Below are 20470 nucleotides of genomic sequence, written 5' to 3'. Positions count from 1 at the left end.
TTTGTCCCCTCACTTAATCCTTAATTAAAAGCTGACTTAAGCTCTTTAACAATTATATCAAATTCATCTTCAAATATTGTCCTTACATCTAATACATATTTATTATCATATATTCTTGCAATTATATGTGAATCACTAAGTCTTAGCTTCTTTTCAAGTAAAGATACATTCATATTATCTGGAGTTATGGCTATTACCTTTGAGCTTATTGTTTCAAGCGGCATAGACCCTCCTCCTACTTGAGATATACCATCTTCTATACTTAAAGAGGCCTCTAAGTTTAATTCTCTAATTTTTTCATATAAAGTATTAGCTTTTTGATTTAATTGTTCTTCAGTGTAAGTTAACATTCTAAGTGTAGGGATATTTTCTATTGCTTTATTTTCATCTAAGTACAATCTTAATGTTGCTTCAAGGGCACATATAGTAAGCTTATCAACTCTTAAAGCTCTTGTAAGCTGATTTTTTTTCATTTTTTGTATATACTCTTTTTTACCTACAATTATCCCTGCTTGTGGACCACCAAGCATTTTATCTCCACTAAAGGTAACAATATCTGCCCCCTGTTTTATAGAGTCTAAAACTGTAGGTTCATAAGATAATCCATATTTAGAAACGTCTACGAATACTCCACTACCTAAATCTTCAATAACGGGTAGATTATATTTTTTACCAAGTTGTACAAGCTCTTCAATTTCTACACTCTTAGTAAAGCCTAATATTCTATAGTTACTAGTGTGTACCTTCATTAAAACTCCTGTTTCTTCACTTATCGCTTCTTCATAATCCTTTAGATGGGTTTTGTTAGTCGCTCCTATTTCTACTAAGTTAGCTCCACTTAAAGCCATAATACTTGGTATTCTAAAAGATCCTCCAACCTCAACTAATTCTCCTCGTGAAACAATTGCTTCTTTGTCTTTAGCCATAGTGCTAAGTACAAGAAGTACAGCTGCAGCATTGTTGTTAACAACTAAAACATCCTCTGCTCCTGTAAGTTTTTTTATTATCTTCGTTAAATGCGAGTATCTAGATCCTCTTTCTCCATTTTCAATGTCATATTCTAAATTTGAGTATCTAGAAGCAGCATCCCATAATTCGTCTTTAATACTTTCACTAAGCAAAGATCTACCTAGGTTAGTATGTATTACTATTCCTGTACCATTAATAACTTTTTTTAAAGATAAAGAGTAATTTATTCTTACTCTTTCTATAGCACCTTCTATTATTTCATCAAGTTTTACTGAAAACCCACTCATATCATCTTCTTTTAATGAAACAATATTTTTCCTTTTTAAATCTATTATCTCTCTAATAGAATCTAGTACTAACGACCTTGGATATTCATGTTGCAACTCTATTATTCTTTTATCCCCCAATACCTCATCAACTGAGGGTAACATTGCAAATAATTCTCTTTTATTCAAAACAATCACTCTTCCCTCTACTATTATTATATAACGCTTATGTATTTTTCTTTTTTTTCTATTACTTGCCCTATTATTTTAGCTTCTAAAGAGCCGTTCTTTTTCATATCTTTAATAAGCTCTTCTGCAAACTCTTCTTTAACAGAAACTAATAGACCTCCTGATGTTTGAGGGTCATATAATATATCTTCAATTGCAGTTTCTACAGAGTTAATCTCTACATCATCACAAATATATTGTTTATTTCTATACATTCCCGCTGGTATAATTCCCATATTTGCCATGTCTATTGCTCCTTCTAAAATAGGAACTTCTTTTGAATCTATTTCTATACTTACGTCAGATGCCTTAGCCATCTCCATAGCATGTCCAAGTAACCCAAATCCAGTTATATCTGTAACTGAATTTACTTCTATCTTATCAAAGCTCATTGCCGCATATTTGTTTAAATGAATCATTACTTCTATTACAACTTTACCTATTTCCTCACTTACTAAACCTTCTTTCATAGCAGTATTAAGTATGCCTACTCCTATCGGCTTTGTAAGTATTAGCTTATCCCCTGGTCTTGCTGTGGCATTTGAAAGTATTTTCTTTGGATGCGCTATCCCAGATACCGAAAGACCGTACTTAGGCTCTTTATCGTCTACAGTATGTCCACCTACTAAAAGCGCTCCACTTTCTTTTACTTTATCAAATCCACCTTTTAATATCTCTGCCAATACATCCATATCATGGCACGATGGAAAACATACTATATTCATTGCTACCAATGGTTTTCCTCCCATAGCATAAACGTCTGACAGAGAGTTTGAGGCAGCAATCTGACCAAATACAAACGGATCATCTATCATCGGTGTGAAAAAGTCTAAAGTTTGTATTAATGCCATTTCATCATTTAACTCATAAACAGCAGCATCATCTGCTGTATCTAATCCTACTAATAACTTATCTGTATTCTCATTCTTTGGAAGTTGAGATAAAACCGAAGCCAGAACCTCTGGACCTATTTTAGCCGCTCATCCACCTGAAGTTGTCAATTCAGTAAGTCTCTTAAAAGTGCTCATAATTTTTTCTCCTTATTTATGACATATACATATTTATAATAACATATTTCTCATATTTTATTAAATATATATTATAGTTATAAGTTGTTAGTTTGTACAAATTAAATCTTTCAAATCTTCATACTTTTTATCACCTATTCCATTTACATTTTTTATCTCTTCTATTGATTTAAAAGAACTGTTTTCTTCTCTATAATTGATAATTTTATTTGCAGTGGCTTCACCTACTCCAGGTAGACTATCAAGTTCTTCTAATGTTGCTAAATTAATATTAACAATCTTACTTTGATTGTTTTTACTTTCTTGTGTAGTTGACCCTTGAACACTATTATCAGCTACCTGGATTTCTTCCCCTATTTTAGGTATTATGTAGTGTTGTTCATCGCTAAGCTTCAATGCTAAATTTACTCTATTTAAATCAGCTTCTTCAGTAACCCCACCTAGCTCCTCTATTGCATCGTATAATCTTTTTTCTTTATCTATAGTTAATATGCCTGGGTTTTTTATAGCACCACTTATGTATATAGTTATTCCTTTTGGACTTTCAATTTCTTGTTCATCTACATTGTCTTCTTTTTTTACAATATCACTATTATTTTTATCAATATCATTATTATTAATATTAAGCATCTCTTCCTTATCTTCATTTTTATTTTCTTCTTCGCTTACAATATAAACTTTTTCACCTAATGAAAAATCACTCTTTAGTATAATTATCCCAATTAATACCAATAATATAGTTCCAAACACGCCTAATTTGGCTAACTTTTTCAAATAATAATCACTCCTTTCTTTTGATTATTGACCAAAATATGTTATACTAAAATATAAGTTTAAAAATTTGGAGGATTGCAATGAAAAGAATTTTATCCCTTTTAATGGCATTTCTTATTACCTTTACCACATTTTTAGGTTCATCAAAATTGTCTTTTGCAGATAATAATGAGCCCTCATTGGTTGCACAGTATGCAGTATTATTAGACTACGAGACTGGTAAGGTTCTATATGATAAAAACGGCCATAAAAAGCTTTATCCAGCGTCTACTACTAAATTGTGGACAGCATACATAGTATTGAAAAAAGTACCTGATTTGAATACTGTTATTACTATGGAAAACCTGCCTGCAGTGGAAGGTTCTAGTATGTACTTAAAAGATGGAGAGTCTTTTACAGTTAAAGATTTACTTTATTCTTTAATGGTTCATTCTTCTAATGATGTAGCAGAAGTGCTAGCAAACTACGTTAGTGGTTCAATCGAAGAATTTGCTAAATTAATGAACGAGGAAGCTAAAGCAATTGGTGCAAAGAATACGCACTTTAATAATCCTCATGGTTTACCAGATGAAAATCATTTTACAACAGCTTATGATATGGCACTTATGTCAAGAGAGGCTATGAGTAATAATGTCTTTAGAGAGATTGTTAAAACTGAACGTATTCAGTATCCAGGTACAGAGGCTTATCCTTATGAAAGACATTTTGTAAATACTAACAAGTTCTTACAATCTAGTGATAAGATAAATTACAAAGGGCAACAAATAGATATTAAATATGATATCGTTGACGGTATAAAGACTGGGTTTACTGATGATGCAGGAAAATGTCTAGTATCTAGTGCTGTAAAAAATAATATGAGAGTCATTTCCGCAGTGTTTAAAAGTGTCGGAGATGATTTATACTTGGATTCAAGAACTTTAATAGACTATGGGTTTGATAATTACCAGTCTAATACTATAATTGATAAGGCTGACCATGTTGGACGTGAAAAAGTTAGCTTTACAAAACAAAAGGAACTAATCTATGAACCTAAACATGGTTATAAGCTAGTACTACCTAAGAATGTCAGTGTCAGTGACTATACTGTAAAACCTAAGTTAGATAAAATTGACCTGCCTGTAAAAAAAGGAGATAAGGTTGGTACCTTAGAAATCTATAATAAAAAAGAACTAGAAGCTAAAATAGATTTAGTTGCTACAAGTGAACTAAATAGTATTTTTAGTTTTATAACTGAAAATAAATCTTTACTTAATATCTTAAAAATAGCATTGATTATAGTTTTAGTAATTGTTGTACTAGTCATAGCTCTTATTATAAGAAAAAAAGTAAGAAGAAAAAATAGACGTAGAAAGAATAGTATATATAGTAACAAGAAAAAAAGAAGAAGATAAATAAAAGCTGTATGTAAACTTTAATAAATTTACATACAGCTTTTTTATTCTTCTTATAAACACAGCTGAATTAGCTTATATACGCACCATACTAAAAGTAGAACAACAATAGTTTTCTGTGCACCTAGCACAAATATATCTGACTTAGTTAATGATGCCTCATCTATCGCTTTTATACCCGTTATCTCTTCTAAGTTTTCTAAAAATCTAACTGTACTATCTTTATATTTATTCTTCAAGTGATTTAAGTAAATTATATCACCATTGTCCATTTCAATAAAAGAAATATATCCACTACATGTATCTATACCATAAGATAATCCATTAGACCATTTTTTATTTTTAACACATTTTCCAATAGTTTTTATATTTTTTATATCTATAACTTTTATCTTAACAATTTTAAATCTTTCAGATATTCCATAGTATATAAGTTTATCTTTTATTAAATATATTTTGAAGAAGTATATAGCACCATAATTAATATATGAAGTATTTACACCTGGTAAAGATATAAAACTAGGTACAAATAGTTCATCAATTAATTCATCTTTTAAATATCCTATATCCTTGTCTATAACCTTCAAAATTATATATTTTAAAACATTAGCATTTCTTATTCCGTGTTCGTACTCATCACCTTGTTTACCCATAGCATTTTTTATTCTCAGCATATCATTTAAAGATATATCTATATTAAATTCATCATTAGCTTCCTTTAATTCTTTTAATAAGGTATTCATTCTTTTTTTTATATTTTCTTTTTTCTTATCATCTAATCCTTCTTCAAATAAGTCATCTTCAGTAAATTCTTCGATTTCAAAATTATATTTATTTTCATCTTTATAAGTCATCGTATACTCCTCCTTAACTCTTTTTTAGTTTTTTCTTAATTCTCATAATTCTAAGACTTAGTGCCCTTTGATTAATACCAAAACTTTTAGCTATATCTTTAATCTTTCTGCCCTTTTGATAACGCTCAATAAATATTTCTTTTTCAGTTTGATTTAAATTCCTAAGATTATTGTTAAGTTCTCTTATTTCTTCTTTTACAAGAACAATATCTTCAACCTTATTTCTATCTTTTATATATTCTTTAAGTTCTAATTTATTGGATATGTGTTTATTCTCTTTTCGAAGAATATCTATTGCACTATATTTTGATAGTGTAAATATCCAATTTTTAAATAACCCCTTATCATCGTTATAATAATCTATACCATCCCAAACTTTAAGTAATACAATATTTAAACATTCCTCGCTTAGTTCTTTATTATTTAAAACTTTATTAGATGCTCTATATATCAAGTCCCCATATATATCAATTAAATCTATCAAAGCTGATTCATCTCTATCTTTAAGCCTATTAATCAGTTCTAAATCATTCATATATTCCCTCCATATTTTCCTATTCATTAATTTTATCGTATAAATTAATACAATACTTCATAAATTTTCAATAATTTTTGCAAATAAAAAAGCACATACATTTCTTCTTAAGACATAATATTTAATATCATGTATTTTAGAAAAGTACGCACTTTTTGCAATTTTACTTTAAATTGTTCTTACTTCCTTTATTTAAGATACTTTCATAATTAATAAATTCATAAATGTCGTCTTTAAATTTATCCGAAAACTTAAGAAGCTCTTCTATAGATAAATCCTCTATGGCTTTATTATTATCTTCACAATGAATAACAATACTTCCAACTATTCCATGAGCGTCTCTAAATGCCACATTATTTTTCACCAAGTAATCAGCAACTTCTGTTGCATTTAAAAATCCAGCTTTTACTGCCTTTTTCATATTCTCTTCTTTAATCTTTAATGTAGATATCATAAGATTCATTATCTTTATACACATCTCTAATGTATTTACACTATCAAAGAATCCCTCTTTATCTTCTTGCATATCTTTGTTATATGCCAACGGTAATCCTTTCATAACAGTTAGAAGCCCCATTAAGTTACCATATACTCTGCCTGTTTTCCCTCTTATTAATTCTGCTCCATCTGGATTTTTCTTTTGAGGCATTATGCTACTTCCTGTAGTGTATAAATCATCAATTTCTACAAAGCTAAATTCTTGACTACTCCAAAGAACTAATTCTTCACTTAATCTACTCAAGTGCATCATTATTATTGAAAAGTCTCCCATGAGCTCTAATAAATAATCTCTATCACTAACTCCATCCATATAATTTTCAACTACTCTTTTAAATCCTAGTCTTTCAGTAGTTATACTTCTATCTATGTTATGTGTTGTCCCAGCCAAAGCACCGCATCCTAAGGGATTTTCATCTAAGATTTCTAAAGCGTTTTTTAATCTCTTTTCATCTCTATCAAACATGCTATAGTATGCCATTAGATGATGTTTGAAAGTTACTACCTGTGCTCTTTGCAAATGAGTATAACCAGGCATTATTGTAGAGTTTTTGCTTGCTACATCTTTTAATGTTAATTTAAGATTACTCACTAAATCTATTAAATATATAGTTTTCTCCTTTGCATACAATCTCATATCTGTTGCAACTTGGTCATTTCTACTTCTTGCAGTATGTAGCTTTTTACCTACTTCCCCTATTCTATTTATTAGATTTAATTCTACAAAGCTGTGTATATCTTCATAATTCCCTTCTAATTCTAACTTGCCATATTCTATATCTTCAAGTATTTTAACTAATCCATTAGTAATTTGTAAGCCTTCTTCTTCTGTCAACAAGCCACATTTCACTTGCATATATACATGTGCTAAACTTCCCTCTATATCCTTTTTATATAAAACTTTATCATACTCAAAAGATTTATTGAATTCTTCCATAAGTTTATTTTCTTCTTTTCTAAAACGTCCGCCCCATAATTTCATTTTTTCCACCTCTTTATAATAGTTTAATATTCATTTATAGCACTTTCACTAGATTCTTCTATTTTAATTTACTAATTGTAAGCACAGTTATTACTAACATTATTATCGCAACAACCAAGCTTACTTCACTATCTATAAATCCTGCTATTAAGTACGTTACAAAAGCAATAATTCCATTTAATATAGCATATGGCAACTGAGTCTTTACATGGTCTATAAGGTCACATCCAGCTCCAGTTGAAGACAATATTGTAGTATCTGATATCGGTGAACAGTGATCTCCAAATAATCCACCAGAAAGTACTGCTCCTATACATACATAAATTGAAGCATCTAAAGATACTGCCATAGGTATAGCCAGAGGCATCATTATTGCAAATGTTCCCCATGAGCTACCAGTTGAAAACGATACACAAGCTCCTAATATAAATAATATAGCTGGTATTAAAAATCCTGGTATATTACCTTGCAGTACCTGAATAATATAATTTGCTGTTCCTAAATTTTTTATTACTGAACCTAGAGACCATGCTAAAATTAATGTTATAGATACATACATCATCTTTTGCATACCGCTTATATATATACTAAAAATCTCTGAGAATTTCTTTGTTTTGTAATAAACCATTAAAACCATAAGAACTATAGCTGCAAAAAGATAGCCAGTAGTTAAAGCTATTCTAAACTCACTTCCATCTATTTTTTTAAATGGAAAACCTAGAGGTATAAGCATACCAAATAGTGTTACAAATAAAACTATAAGCGGTACTATAACTAAAGATGCCTTAGCATTTTTAACCTCTATATCTGAAAGTTTCTCGGATTTTCTTTGTGGATTAGAGGTATCCCAATGAAGCTTTCCTGTTGTTTCAACTCTTCTTTCTGCACGTAGCATTGCTGCAAAATCAAGTTTTGTAAATGCTATTAGTGGAATCATAACAAGCGCTAGTATTGGATATATTTGAAATGGTATTGCTTTAATAAATGCTGTAAAATCAGATTGTGTAATGCTTAATGCCTCAAATTCTTTTTGAATCAATCCCATAACGTATACTCCCCATCCTATAAATGGAACCAGTACTGCTACTGGTGAAGCTGTTGAGTCAATTATCCATGCTAATTTTTCTCTGGATATTTTTAATTTATCAAATATTGGCTCAAATATCGGACCTATTATTAGTGGTGTTCCAAGATCTGAGAAGAATATTATTATTCCTCCAAACCATGCACTAATTTGAGCTTTAGTCTTTGTATTAATAAACTTTGTAACTTTCTGGGCAAATGCATGAGCTCCACCTGACGTTTCCATAAGTGCAATAAATCCACCTATAAATACTAATAATACTAATACACCTGCATTATAACCATCTGTTAATTGTTCGAAAAAATAATCGCCTATTAATGATTTGACAGATACTATTGGGTTATAACCTGATAATATAGTCACTCCTACTAACGTCCCTGTAAATAATGATATTATAACGTTCTTTGTAAATACTGCCATTATTATTGCTACTAATGGCGGTAATAAACTTAATATTCCAAAATGTTCCATATTAATCCTCCTTGTTTTATAATTAAAAATTTATTTACTTACTCTAGCTAGAATTTGTATGTAAAATAAAAAAGTCTCCTGGTTATAAAACCAAGAGACGAATTTCTAATCCGTGTTACCACTCTAATTGATAGTTTTAAATTTTATAATTAGAACTAAAAAAATACTTAGCATTTATCGTAATACAAAATATAATATCTACAAATATTAAAAAAGTCCCTTGGCTATAAAACCAAGAGACGAAATATTCCGCGTTACCACTCTAATTAATAAGTAAAACTTATCCACTCTACTCCCTTAAGGCGAGAAACACCTATTATCCTACTTAAGTTCAGATAATCTCCTCTAAAGCTCTCTTCAATATAAATATTGTTATTAGGCTCACACCAACCCTAATTCGCTGAAACTTAATTTATATTTACTCTCTTTTTCTACGGATTTATATTTTAATATATTACGATTATAAATACATTTTTTTAAATAGTCAATATATTTTTTATATTAATTTTATTTCAAATAATCTATTTAGTATAAAGTTATAATTTTATTTTTTACTTTATTGTATCTTATGTTACAGACTTTTTATTTCTGGGTATGTATAATTATTATAATACACAAGTTTTAGGAGGAATATAAATATGAGCTGTGGATGTGCTAATACAGATAAAAATAACGGTAAGAGCGTAGTGGATTTAATCAGAAGTAAAGGAAAAGATAATTTTACGTTAAGAACCCCTCATGATATAATTTGCCATAACTGCGATAACACTTTTGTTATGAGTACTCATGTTGACAAATGCCCAAATTGCAATATGGTATACGGAGTTACACCTTGTAGTTCTCATGATAAATCAAATATAAAAGCTGCTGAGATTAACTACTAGTTTTTATATCATTTTTCAAATACCACTATATTCACTCCAAGTTTTATATAGTGGTAAATAAATTTGTATATATAAAAAGTCTTCTAATTTCATAGAAGACTTTTTATATAATATTAAATTCCAGCAAGATTGTATAAAGCTTTAGCTACACCACTTTCGTCATTAATCGAAGTAACATAATTTGCTTTTTCTTTTATAAAATCATCCGCATTTCCCATAGCAACACCCATACCAACATATTCTAGCATACTTACATCGTTATAGTTATCACCAAATGCAATTATGTCTTTTTTGTCTATTCCTAAATATTTAGCTATATGACTTACTGCATTTCCTTTATTAACATCTTTGTTCATTATCTCAATATTATTAAACCAAGATGATGTTATCTCTAAATCAGCTATTTTTGATATATCTTTTTTTAATTTTTCTAATAGTTCACTATTATTTTCTTCTGATACAATAAGTTTTAATATATCATTTTCTAATACATCTTTCGTGAAATCATCTTTTATAACTATATTAATTTCCTTAGCCATAGAATCATGAATATCTTTATACTTTTCTAAATACTCCTTGTTGTACTTACACATTAATGTATCACTAGTGCAACACTGATAAAACACATTATGTTTTTCTAATATATTAATTATATCCAAACAAACATTTGAATCCATTTTGTTTGAATATATTACTTCTCCAGTTTCTGCTTCTTGTATTAATGCCCCATTACAAGATATTATTGGCATCTTATTCCCTAAAAAACTTGTGTGTGACTTAGCTGAATCAAACATTCTTCCTGTAGCTACTGCAACATTGATTCCTTTTTCTAATGCCTTTTTAAGAGCTAATTTATTTTCATCAGTAACTTGATGATTACTTCCTAATAAGGTTCCATCCATATCTGTAACTATTAATTTATAACTCATGCTTCAACCCCATCTTTTCATAAATTTATTTCTTATATACCCTTATTAGATTATATCATATTTTTATTTATTCAAATTAATTTTGCGATCTTTTTAACACCTTTGTAATTTCCATAACTATAGAAGATGTAAGCGCTAAAACCAAACATATTATAAATTCACTTATACCAAATATACTAGGTATAGCAAAAATATTTCTTAGCACTGGTAATAAAGTTATAAGATATAAGGTAAAGCATATTATAACTGCTCCTATAGTATATTTATTAGTTAATAAACCAAGTTCAAATACAGTTTGTTCGTTAGATCTTGCTGGTAGCGTCTGCATAATCCTAGAAAGTATTAATGTAGAAAATGCCATAGCTACACCAAGTTGCATTGAAGTTTTCATACCTATAAATTGTCCTATAATAACAACAATCCCTATTGTTATACCTCTTAGTACTACAGATTCTAAAGTATCTCTTGATAGTATACTTTCATTAGGATTTCTTGGTTTCTTATTCATTACATTTTTTTCTGGACCCTCAAGACCTAGCGCTATAGCTGGTAAAGAGTCATTGACTAAATTAATAAATAATAGTTGTATTGCCGTAAATGGATTTGACCAACCAGCAAATACTGCAAATAATATTGCAATAATAGCTCCGAAGTTTCCTGCAAACAAATATGTTATTGATTTTTTGATATTGCTATAAATTGTTCTACCTACCTCAACTGCATTTACTATACTAACAAAATTATCATCTACTAATATCATATCCGAAGCATCTTTTGCAACATCAGTTCCACTTCCCATACCGATTCCTATATTAGATTGCTTTAATGCAGGAGCATCATTAACACCATCACCAGTCATAGCTGTAACTTTATTTTTTCTCTGCCATGCTTTAACAATTCGAATTTTATTTTCTGGCGACACCCTAGCATACACACTTATGTTACTTAGTTTTGAATCTAATTCTTCTTCTGTCATAGCATCTAACTCTTGACCTGAAATAGATATATTACCTTCTTCCATTATACCTATTTCTTTAGCAATTGCTGATGCCGTTGTCTTATGATCTCCAGTTATCATGATTGTCTTTATACCTGCACTTTTAGCTTGTTTTACCGCATCATATACTTCTTCTCTAGGTGGATCTATCATAGCCATAATACCAACTAATGTCATATCTACCTCATCTTCTAAGCACGGTACAAAATCTGAATCTGGAACATCTTTTATTGCAAATGCTAAAACTCTAAGCTCTTTATTTGAGAATTCTTCATTTTTGATTTTATATGAGTTTAGAATTTCTTCTGTTAATTCTACAGTTTCATCGTTATTGAGTGCGTACTTACATCTGCTAAATACAACATCTGGAGCTCCTTTAGTAAACATAATTGAATCTCCTGATATATCATTTATAGTTGACATAAGCTTTCTATCTGAATCAAATGGAATTTCATCTAACCTAATATATTTTTTTCTTAGATTATTATAGTTTTGTGTAGTATTATTAGAATAATTGATTAAAGCAACTTCTGTCGGATCACCTATTTCTTTGCCATCCTCACTTATTTCTGAATCATTACACAATGAAGATATCATAGTAAGTACTTGTGATTGATATGAATTTTCTTCGCTATTTCCATTCATATAAAAATCTACTACTGTCATCTTATTCTGAGTTAATGTACCTGTTTTATCTGTACATATTACACTTGCAGAACCCAACGTCTCTACTGCTGGAAGCTTTCTGATTATTACTTGTTTCTTAGCCATATTATTAGTTCCTACAGCTAATACAATAGTAACTATTGATGACAATGCCTCTGGTATTGCTGCAACCGCAAGTGCAATAGAAAACATAAATGAATCCAGAACTATTTGATTCATGTTATAATTAAGGCCTGATATATAACCTCTACTCACTTGAATTATAAAAATTAAAATCGCTAGAGCTAAAATTCCTATCCCTAATTTTTTGCTAAAATCTTCTAATTTTATTTGTAGCGGAGTTAACTTATCTTCTGCATTTTCCAAAAGAGATGCGATCTTTCCAACTTCTGTATTCATACCTGTTCCAGTTACTACAAATACACCTCTACCATAAACAACCATCGAACCACTAAATACCATATTCTTTTGATCACCTATACTACATTCATCATCTATTTTTTCAATGTGCTTCAGTACTGGTTCTGATTCTCCTGTCAGTGCACCTTCTACAACTTTTAGAGTCTGTGATTCAAGCATTCTTCCATCTGCTGGAATATAATCTCCAGCATCTAAACTTACGATGTCACCTATTACTAATTCTCGCGCCGGTATTGTTAGCCTTATTCCATCTCTTATTACTTTTGCATTTGGAGCAGATAGCACCTTTAGGCTATTTAGCGAACCTTCTGCTTTCTTAGTTTGAACCACCTCTAATATTGAATTTAAAATTACTACTACCAATATTATTGTTGATTCTAAGACTTCACCCAAAAACAATTGTACTATGACGGCAACTAATAATATTATCACTAATGGAGACTTTAATGACTCCCAAAACAATTTATATATTGGAACTTTATCACCTTCTTTAAGTTCATTGTATCCATTTTGAGATAATCTTCCTCTACTTTGTTCATCACTTAATCCATGAATATTTGTTCCTAATTTTTCAATAACCTCTTGATAATTTTCTTTATAAAACATATCCATCCTCCTATAATAAATTTAAATACTTATATTGTGAGGTCATTTTGAGTGATATTTATTGTTTTATTCAATATAAAAAGACCTTCATATAGACAATATAAGCAATGTCTATTGTGAAGGTCTTGCTATCAAGGTTTACCTTGTTAATTAACCGAGTATCTCTACTGTAAATGACGGCTAATTACCACTTTCGTGTAAGCTACTCCCCTTCGAGTAATTTCCATTTATACATTATATGCAAAGTAGCTTAAATTATTTACTATATAAAAACATAAAAAAGAAGCATAGATAAATCTATGCTTCCTAATATATTAATTTAATTATTATCCAAATATTTTAGTAGTTAAAGAACAACCTGTACAAGTTGCAGCTATTCCACCTAAAGCAGTTTCTCTTAATTCTGGAGGAAGAGTCTTTCCTACTTTATACATAGCAGCTACAGTTTCATCGAAAGGTATTATATTTAATATTCCAGCAAGACATAATTCTGCTGATATTAAAGCATTTGCAACACCTATAGCATTTCTTCCTTGGCAAGGAGCCTCAACAAGTCCTGCTATTGGGTCACATACAAGTCCCATAACATTTTGTAAACAGTGAGATGCAGAGTGTATTGCTTGTTCAGGAGTTCCACCCATCATTTCTACTACACCTGCAGCAGCCATTGCAGCAGCAGCTCCAGTTTCAGCTTGGCATCCACCTTCAGCACCAGCAACAGTTGCATTTCTTGTTATTATCGCTCCTATTGCAGAAGCTGTAAATAATGCATCTACCATTTGTTCATCAGTTAATTCAAATTCTTTACCTATAGTAACTACAGCACCTGGAAGTATTCCACAAGAACCTGCTGTAGGAGCAGCAACTATAAGACCCATAGAAGCATTTACTTCCATTGTTCCCATTGCAGCAACTAAAGCTTTATTCATTAAGTCTCCACATACTGATCTATGGTTATTTCTGAATATTGTTAATTTCTTAGCTTCTCCACCTATAAGTCCACCAACTGATTTTATATCTTCTTCAACAGCTTTTTCAGTAGCTGATTTCATTATATCTAAACTAACTTTCATTTTCTCTCTTATTTCCTCTTTAGATAATCCTGAAAGTTCTATTTCTCTTTCTATACATAACTCGCTTATAGTCATGTTTAATTCTTTACATTTTTCTATTAATTCTGCTCCGCTTGTGAAGTTATATTTCATTGTCATTTATCTCCTTACTCATTAAAATTTGTCTAAAACTACAGCCTTAGCTACAACTTCGAATTTCTTTAATTGTTCTAATATGTCTGTTTCTAAAGCATTGTCTGTTTCTATTGTAACAAATGTATACTTAGAACCAGCTGGCCTATTTGTTGACATCATTTCTATATTTTTATTGTTATGAGCAAGAAGACCCGTTACAAACGATACTGCTCCTGGTATATCTTTTACTTCTAATATTACAGCTGGTCTTGACCCATTGAAGTTTAATGAAAGTCCATCCATCTCTGTAAGTATTATGTTACCTCCACCTATAGAAGCACCTTTTACAGTTGATGTTGATCCATCTTCTAATATCATTTCAATTTTAACAGTATTTGGATGTTCGAAATCTCCAAGATCTACTTTTTCAAATTCAAATTTTACACCTTGTTCTTTTGCTATATCAAAAGAGTTTCTTATTCTAGCATCATCAGGATTAAATCCTAATATACCACCTACTAATGCCTTATCTGTACCATGACCTTTGTAAGTTTCAGCAAATGATCCGTGAAGTAAGAATTTTACTTCTTTTACTGGTTTTCCTGCTATCTTAGATGCAGTCTTTCCTAATCTAGCTGCTCCAGCTGTGTGAGAGCTTGATGGTCCTATCATGTTAGGTCCAACAACATCAAATACACTATAATCTTTAGCCATTATATTACCTCTTTCTTGTCTTAAATGTCGACTATCTAATAATCTGTTTAAAAAATTTTTAAATCTCTTTCTACATATAAATAGTATTTATCCTAAGCTGACATATATGCATAAATATTTTATGCATTATATATAATTATACATTGTTTGTCAATTATCTAATTATATACTTTCTTACTATACTTAATCTAACTATTTAATTACAGAAATATGCTTTTATTACAAATAAATCATCCTGATTTAAAATGACCAGCATTTATACTGGCCATTTTAATAAGTACCCAAAATCTATTACAGAGTAACACTTCAAATTATATTGTAGCTATTACTTCTATCTCAACCTTAACATCTTTTGGTAATCTTGCAACTTCTACACAAGCTCTAGCTGGCTTGTTTTCTCCGAAGAATTCAGCATAAACTTCGTTTATAGCTGCGAATTCATTCATATCTTTTATGAATACTGTAGACTTAACCACGTGAGAGAAATCTACTCCAGCTTCTTTTAATATCGCTTCAACATTTTTTAATGATTGAGCAGTTTGAGCCTTTACATCACCTTCAACTATTTCCATAGTTTCTGGTACAAAAGGAACTTGTCCTGATACGAATAATAAGTTACCAGCTTTAACAGCTTGAGAGTATGGTCCTATAGCTTTTGGTGCATTATCAGTATGTATTACTTGATTTTTCATTTTTATTTCCTCCTTAAATTGTTAAATTCTTATCTTCACTATATATAGTAGTGCAGATTTGCAACTACTATTATACTATTTTAAATAGTATAATGTATACATTTTTTTATATAGTCTAAATAATATTTTATTTTATATTATTTAGACTATATGTTATTACCTTAAATAATATTTTGTAAATCACAAAATATAGTTTACATTTCTATTATATCAAAACCAGAATCTTTTATAGCTTTTTGTATTTTAGCTATATGCTCATGGTTAAATGTTTCTAAAACTAATTCAGCACTTTGCTTACCTAGAACTCCACCAGTTGTTAATCTAGATATATTTGCACTTAATATATTACCATCATTTGCACTTATTACTCTAGTTAACTCTGCAAGTCCGCCTGGCTTATCTTGAATAACTGTGTTAAATGAATATCTTCTTCCTTCTTTAGCTAATGCCGTTCCAATTACTCTATATACTGTGTTAACGTCCACATTTCCTCCAGATATTACACACACTACATTTTCGTCTTTTTGAGGTGCGTATTTACCGCTTAACAGTGCAGCTGTAGTTACTGCACCTGATCCTTCAGCAACAACCTTTTGGTGCTCCATTAAGAATAACATACCTTGAGCTATTTCAGACTCTTCTACTACTATAACTTCATCAACTAATTCTTTTATTATTTCAAAAGTTAAATCTCCAGGAGTTTTTACTGCTATACCATCAGCTATTGTTGTATCATTGAATGCTGATGTTACTTTTCCATGCTTCATAGACTCATGCATTGAAGGTATATTTGCAGTTTGAACACCAACTATTTTAACATTTGGGTTTAGAGCTTTAGCAGCTACAGCTATACCTGCTATTATTCCCCCTCCACCGATTGGACATAATATAGTGTCTACTTTATAGTCTAATTGTTCAAATATTTCAAGACCTATAGTACCTTGACCTGCTATAACATACTCATCATTGAATGGATGTAAGAATGTTGCTCCAGTTTCCTTTTGTACTTCTACTGCCTTAGCATATGCATCATCATATACTAATCCTTCTAAAACTACTTCTGCCCCATATCCCTTAGTTGCTGTTACCTTTGCAAGAGGAGCTGTTGCTGGCATTACTATAGTTGCATTTATTCCACTCATCTTAGCACCTAATGCAACCCCTTGAGCATGATTTCCTGCACTTGATGCTATAACACCGTTTGCCTTTTCTTGCTCAGTAAGATTTGCTATCTTATTGCATGCACCTCTAACCTTAAATGAACCCGTCTTTTGAAGATTCTCACATTTATAATAAACATTTGCTCCAGTCATTTGACTAAGCTTTGTACTTTCTAACATGTCTGTCTTTTTTACTATATCTTTTATAGTATTTTTAGCATTTTGAATATCTTTTAATGTAACTTTTGCCATATTAATTCACCCCTGTGAGATTAGTTTTGTTTTCTACTTAACAATGTTTATTTTATACCTTCTTTCTACAAAAATCAATATGAAAACGGTTTTTCATAATTTTTAAACTTATCGAAATATACCAACAATTTTCTACATTTCTCTTCATTTAACAGTATGACCGACCTTTTCTAAAATATTTTTTATAAGCCAAATATATTTTTTATTATACCCAGTTTATAAATTAATATTTTTCTATATTTCTTCTTCACAACTGTTATCTCATCAACTAATTCTTTTATTACTTCAAAAGTAATATCCCCTATCATCTTAAATTATTATTTTAATTATATCATATTTATTAATTTTAATATTTTGTCTTACTTTTCTTTAATTTATTAGATTATGAGTTATATTTAATAAAAAAAGTAACCTTTGTACAAAGGTTACTTTTATAAGTATGTTATTATTTAACAACTATATTAACTAATTTCTTAGGAACTGCAACTACTTTAACAATAGTTTTTCCTTCAACTAATTCTTTTATTTTTTCATCACCCATAGCTACTTCTTGCATTTCTTCTCTTGAAATATTTGCAGCTACACTTAACTTTCCTCTTACTTTTCCATTTATTTGAACTACTATTTCAACTTCATCTTTAACTAATGCACTCTCATCGTATCTTGGCCAGCTTATATCAAATACGCTTCCTTCTTTTCCTATCATAGCCCATAATTCTTCACCAATATGAGGAGCAAATGGTGCAAGTATAGTTACTATAGTGTCTATACCTTCTTTTATAACACCATTATTTCTGTTATCTAACTCTTTGTACTTGTACATTTCATTTATTAACTCCATAAGAGCTGATATTGCAGTATTAAATCCAAACTTTTCATTTAGATCTTCAGTTACTTTCTTTAATGTAGCATTTATAGTATATCTCATAGCCTTATCTTCTTTAGTTAATTCACCTATAGAAACATCACTCTTAGCAACTTCTGCTAATTCATCCACTAATCTATATACTCTGTTTAAGAATCTAAAGCATCCTTCAACACCTTGGTCTGACCATTCTAAATCTCTTTCTGGTGGTGCAGCAAATAATACGAATAATCTAGCAGTATCAACCCCATATTCTTCTATTATCTCTACTGGTGCTACAACATTTCCTTTAGATTTACTCATCTTAGCTCCATCTTTTAAAACCATTCCTTGAGTTAATAAGTTCTTAAATGGTTCTTTAAAGTCTAGCATCCCCATTTCATTAAATGCTTTTACAAAGAATCTTGAGTAAAGAAGATGTAATATAGCATGTTCTACTCCACCTATATATTGATCAACTGGCATCCAATTGTTAACTGCTTCTTTGCTAAATGGTTCTTCAGTATTTTTAGGATCTATATATCTTAAGAAATACCAAGAAGAATCAACAAAAGTATCCATTGTGTCAGCTTCTCTTCTAGCAGGCTTACCACAAGTAGGACAAGTTGCATTCATAAATGTCTTTGAAGTTGTAAGCGGAGATTCACCTTTTCCTGTAAATTCAACATCTGTAGGTAATAATACTGGTAGGTTTTCTTTCTTTTCAGGTACTATACCACAAGTATCACAATATACTACAGGTATTGGACATCCCCAGTATCTTTGTCTAGAAAGTAACCAGTCTCTTAATCTATAGTTAACTGTTTTCTTTCCTATTTTCATTTCTTCTATTTTTTCTATTATAGTATCAAACGCTTTTGAAGCATCCATACCGTCAAACTCAGCTGAGTTTACCATTACATTATCTTCATTTATAACTTCAATCACTTCTAAATCATACTTAGCTGCAAACTCAGCATCTCTTTCATCATGAGCTGGAACTGCCATAACTGCACCTGTTCCATAATCAGCAAGTACATAGTTTGCTATCCATAATTGTACTTTTTTTCCGTTTACTGGATTTATAACATGCTGTCCTATGAACATTCCTTCTTTTTCTACATCACTAGAAGTTCTTTCTATTTCAGTCATCTTGTGCATCTTAGCTACAAAAGTATCTACATCAGCTTCATATTCTGTTCCTGCAACTAACTCTTTTACTAATTCATGCTCTGGAGCAAGAACCATATAAGAAACCCCATAAACTGTATCTGGTCTAGTAGTAAATACAGTTACTGACTTATCAGTACCATCTATATCAAATGTTATTTCTGCTCCTGTACTTTTTCCAATCCAGTTTCTTTGCATTGTTTTAACTTTTTCTGGCCATCCAGTTAAAGTATCTAAATCTTGAAGTAATTCTTCTGCAAAGTGAGTAGTTTTAAAGTACCATTGTTCTAAGTCTTTCTTTATAACTAAAGAATCACATCTTTCACATTCTCCTTGAACAACTTGTTCATTTGCAAGAACTGTTTCACAAGATGGACACCAGTTTACGAAAGATTTCTTCTTATATGCAAGACCATTTTCTAAGAACTTTAAGAATATTTCTTGAGTAAACTTGTAGTATTCAGGTGTAGATGTTGCTATTTCTCTATCCCAGTCAAAGCTAAGACCTAATGTCTTAAATTGAGTTCTCATGTCTTCTATGTTTTCCATAGTCCACTTATCTGGATGTATTCCATGCTTTATAGCTGCATTTTCAGCTGGAAGTCCAAATGAATCCCATCCCATCGGATGAAGAACATTAAATCCTTGCATCTTCTTAAATCTAGCAACTACATCACCTATAGAATAGTTTCTAACGTGACCCATATGTAATTTCCCTGATGGATACGGGAACATTTCAAGTGCATAGTATTTTGGCTTTGATGAATCTGTAGTATCTGTTTTGTATTGGTTATTTTCTTCCCAAGTGTTTTGCCACTTAGCTTCAACTTCATTCGGTTTATAAACGTTCATGTTACGTCCTCCTT

Annotated in this window: 16 protein-coding genes and 1 other annotated feature; of the genes, 2 read left to right on the top strand and 14 right to left on the bottom strand. The window is 30.4% G+C overall.

The genetic code is table 11. The features are described 5' to 3' along the window. Positions 1-20: 20 nt before the first annotated feature. The 3 genes from selA to CHL78_RS00450 form a co-directional block, all read right to left on the bottom strand. Positions 21-1400: an L-seryl-tRNA(Sec) selenium transferase gene (gene selA, locus CHL78_RS00460; protein ID WP_243446347.1), complete on the bottom strand. Its 1380-nt coding sequence runs from the start codon at positions 1398-1400 to the stop codon at positions 21-23. Between the two features lie 50 nt (positions 1401-1450). Beyond that, a complete protein-coding gene (selD, locus tag CHL78_RS00455; protein WP_116041142.1) occupies positions 1451-2491 on the bottom strand; it encodes a selenide, water dikinase SelD in 1041 nt (346 codons plus the stop codon). A gap of 87 nt (positions 2492-2578) precedes the next feature. Beyond that, positions 2579-3265, bottom strand: a complete 687-nt coding sequence (locus CHL78_RS00450; protein WP_243446343.1) for a helix-hairpin-helix domain-containing protein — start codon at positions 3263-3265, stop codon at positions 2579-2581. Positions 3266-3345: 80 nt separating this feature from the next. On the opposite strand from CHL78_RS00450, the gene CHL78_RS00445 reads away from it, so the two are divergent. Further along, positions 3346-4659, top strand: a complete 1314-nt coding sequence (locus CHL78_RS00445) for a D-alanyl-D-alanine carboxypeptidase family protein (protein WP_094368596.1) — start codon at positions 3346-3348, stop codon at positions 4657-4659. A gap of 53 nt (positions 4660-4712) precedes the next feature. On the opposite strand, the gene CHL78_RS00440 is transcribed toward CHL78_RS00445, so the two are convergent. The 4 genes from CHL78_RS00440 to CHL78_RS00425 all read right to left on the bottom strand — a co-directional run bounded on the left by CHL78_RS00440 (position 4713) and on the right by CHL78_RS00425 (position 9083). After that, positions 4713-5513, bottom strand: coding sequence for a hypothetical protein (locus CHL78_RS00440; RefSeq protein ID WP_094368595.1), 801 nt, complete (start codon positions 5511-5513; stop codon positions 4713-4715). Between the two features lie 13 nt (positions 5514-5526). Beyond that, positions 5527-6048 carry a sigma-70 family RNA polymerase sigma factor gene (locus CHL78_RS00435; RefSeq protein WP_158540599.1) on the bottom strand — a complete coding sequence of 174 codons (522 nt, stop codon included), beginning with the start codon at positions 6046-6048 and terminating at the stop codon, positions 5527-5529. 163 nt (positions 6049-6211) lie between these two features. Beyond that, positions 6212-7528 (bottom strand): argininosuccinate lyase, encoded by a 1317-nt coding sequence (argH, locus tag CHL78_RS00430; protein ID WP_094368593.1) that lies wholly within the window; start codon positions 7526-7528, stop codon positions 6212-6214. 58 nt (positions 7529-7586) lie between these two features. Then, positions 7587-9083, bottom strand: a complete 1497-nt coding sequence (locus tag CHL78_RS00425; RefSeq protein WP_094368592.1) for a Na+/H+ antiporter NhaC family protein — start codon at positions 9081-9083, stop codon at positions 7587-7589. 232 nt (positions 9084-9315) lie between these two features. Next, positions 9316-9526, bottom strand: a binding site (T-box leader). A gap of 195 nt (positions 9527-9721) precedes the next feature. On the opposite strand from CHL78_RS00425, the gene CHL78_RS00420 reads away from it, so the two are divergent. After that, positions 9722-9967 carry a hypothetical protein gene (locus tag CHL78_RS00420; protein WP_094368591.1) on the top strand — a complete coding sequence of 82 codons (246 nt, stop codon included), beginning with the start codon at positions 9722-9724 and terminating at the stop codon, positions 9965-9967. A 113-nt stretch (positions 9968-10080) separates the two neighbouring features. Here CHL78_RS00420 and CHL78_RS00415 read toward each other — a convergent pair whose 3' ends face one another. The 7 genes from CHL78_RS00415 to leuS form a co-directional block, all read right to left on the bottom strand. Beyond that, positions 10081-10896, bottom strand: a complete 816-nt coding sequence (locus tag CHL78_RS00415; protein WP_094368590.1) for a Cof-type HAD-IIB family hydrolase — start codon at positions 10894-10896, stop codon at positions 10081-10083. A 76-nt stretch (positions 10897-10972) separates the two neighbouring features. After that, positions 10973-13585, bottom strand: coding sequence for a calcium-translocating P-type ATPase, PMCA-type (locus CHL78_RS00410; protein WP_094368589.1), 2613 nt, complete (start codon positions 13583-13585; stop codon positions 10973-10975). A 326-nt stretch (positions 13586-13911) separates the two neighbouring features. Further along, on the bottom strand, positions 13912-14790 hold the full coding sequence (sdaAA, locus tag CHL78_RS00405; RefSeq protein WP_094368588.1) for an L-serine ammonia-lyase, iron-sulfur-dependent, subunit alpha: 879 nt from the start codon (positions 14788-14790) through the stop codon (positions 13912-13914). 21 nt (positions 14791-14811) lie between these two features. Then, positions 14812-15486 carry an L-serine ammonia-lyase, iron-sulfur-dependent subunit beta gene (gene sdaAB, locus CHL78_RS00400; RefSeq protein ID WP_094368587.1) on the bottom strand — a complete coding sequence of 225 codons (675 nt, stop codon included), beginning with the start codon at positions 15484-15486 and terminating at the stop codon, positions 14812-14814. A gap of 311 nt (positions 15487-15797) precedes the next feature. Then, the gene (locus CHL78_RS00395) at positions 15798-16178 is read right to left on the bottom strand and encodes a RidA family protein (protein WP_094368586.1); all 381 of its coding nucleotides are present in this window, start codon (positions 16176-16178) and stop codon (positions 15798-15800) included. Positions 16179-16372: 194 nt separating this feature from the next. After that, positions 16373-17590: a threonine ammonia-lyase gene (ilvA, locus tag CHL78_RS00390; RefSeq protein ID WP_094368585.1), complete on the bottom strand. Its 1218-nt coding sequence runs from the start codon at positions 17588-17590 to the stop codon at positions 16373-16375. A gap of 445 nt (positions 17591-18035) precedes the next feature. Then, complete coding sequence (gene leuS, locus CHL78_RS00385) at positions 18036-20456, bottom strand: leucine--tRNA ligase (protein ID WP_094368584.1); 2421 nt, start codon at positions 20454-20456, stop codon at positions 18036-18038. Positions 20457-20470: the final 14 nt, after the last annotated feature.

This window comes from Romboutsia weinsteinii (assembly GCF_002250835.2).
In the GTDB taxonomy this organism is placed as follows: Bacteria; Bacillota; Clostridia; order Peptostreptococcales; family Peptostreptococcaceae; genus Romboutsia_A; species Romboutsia_A weinsteinii.
The sequence above is the reverse complement of the archived record's forward strand: the minus strand, read 5'-3'. Positions and strand labels throughout refer to the sequence as shown.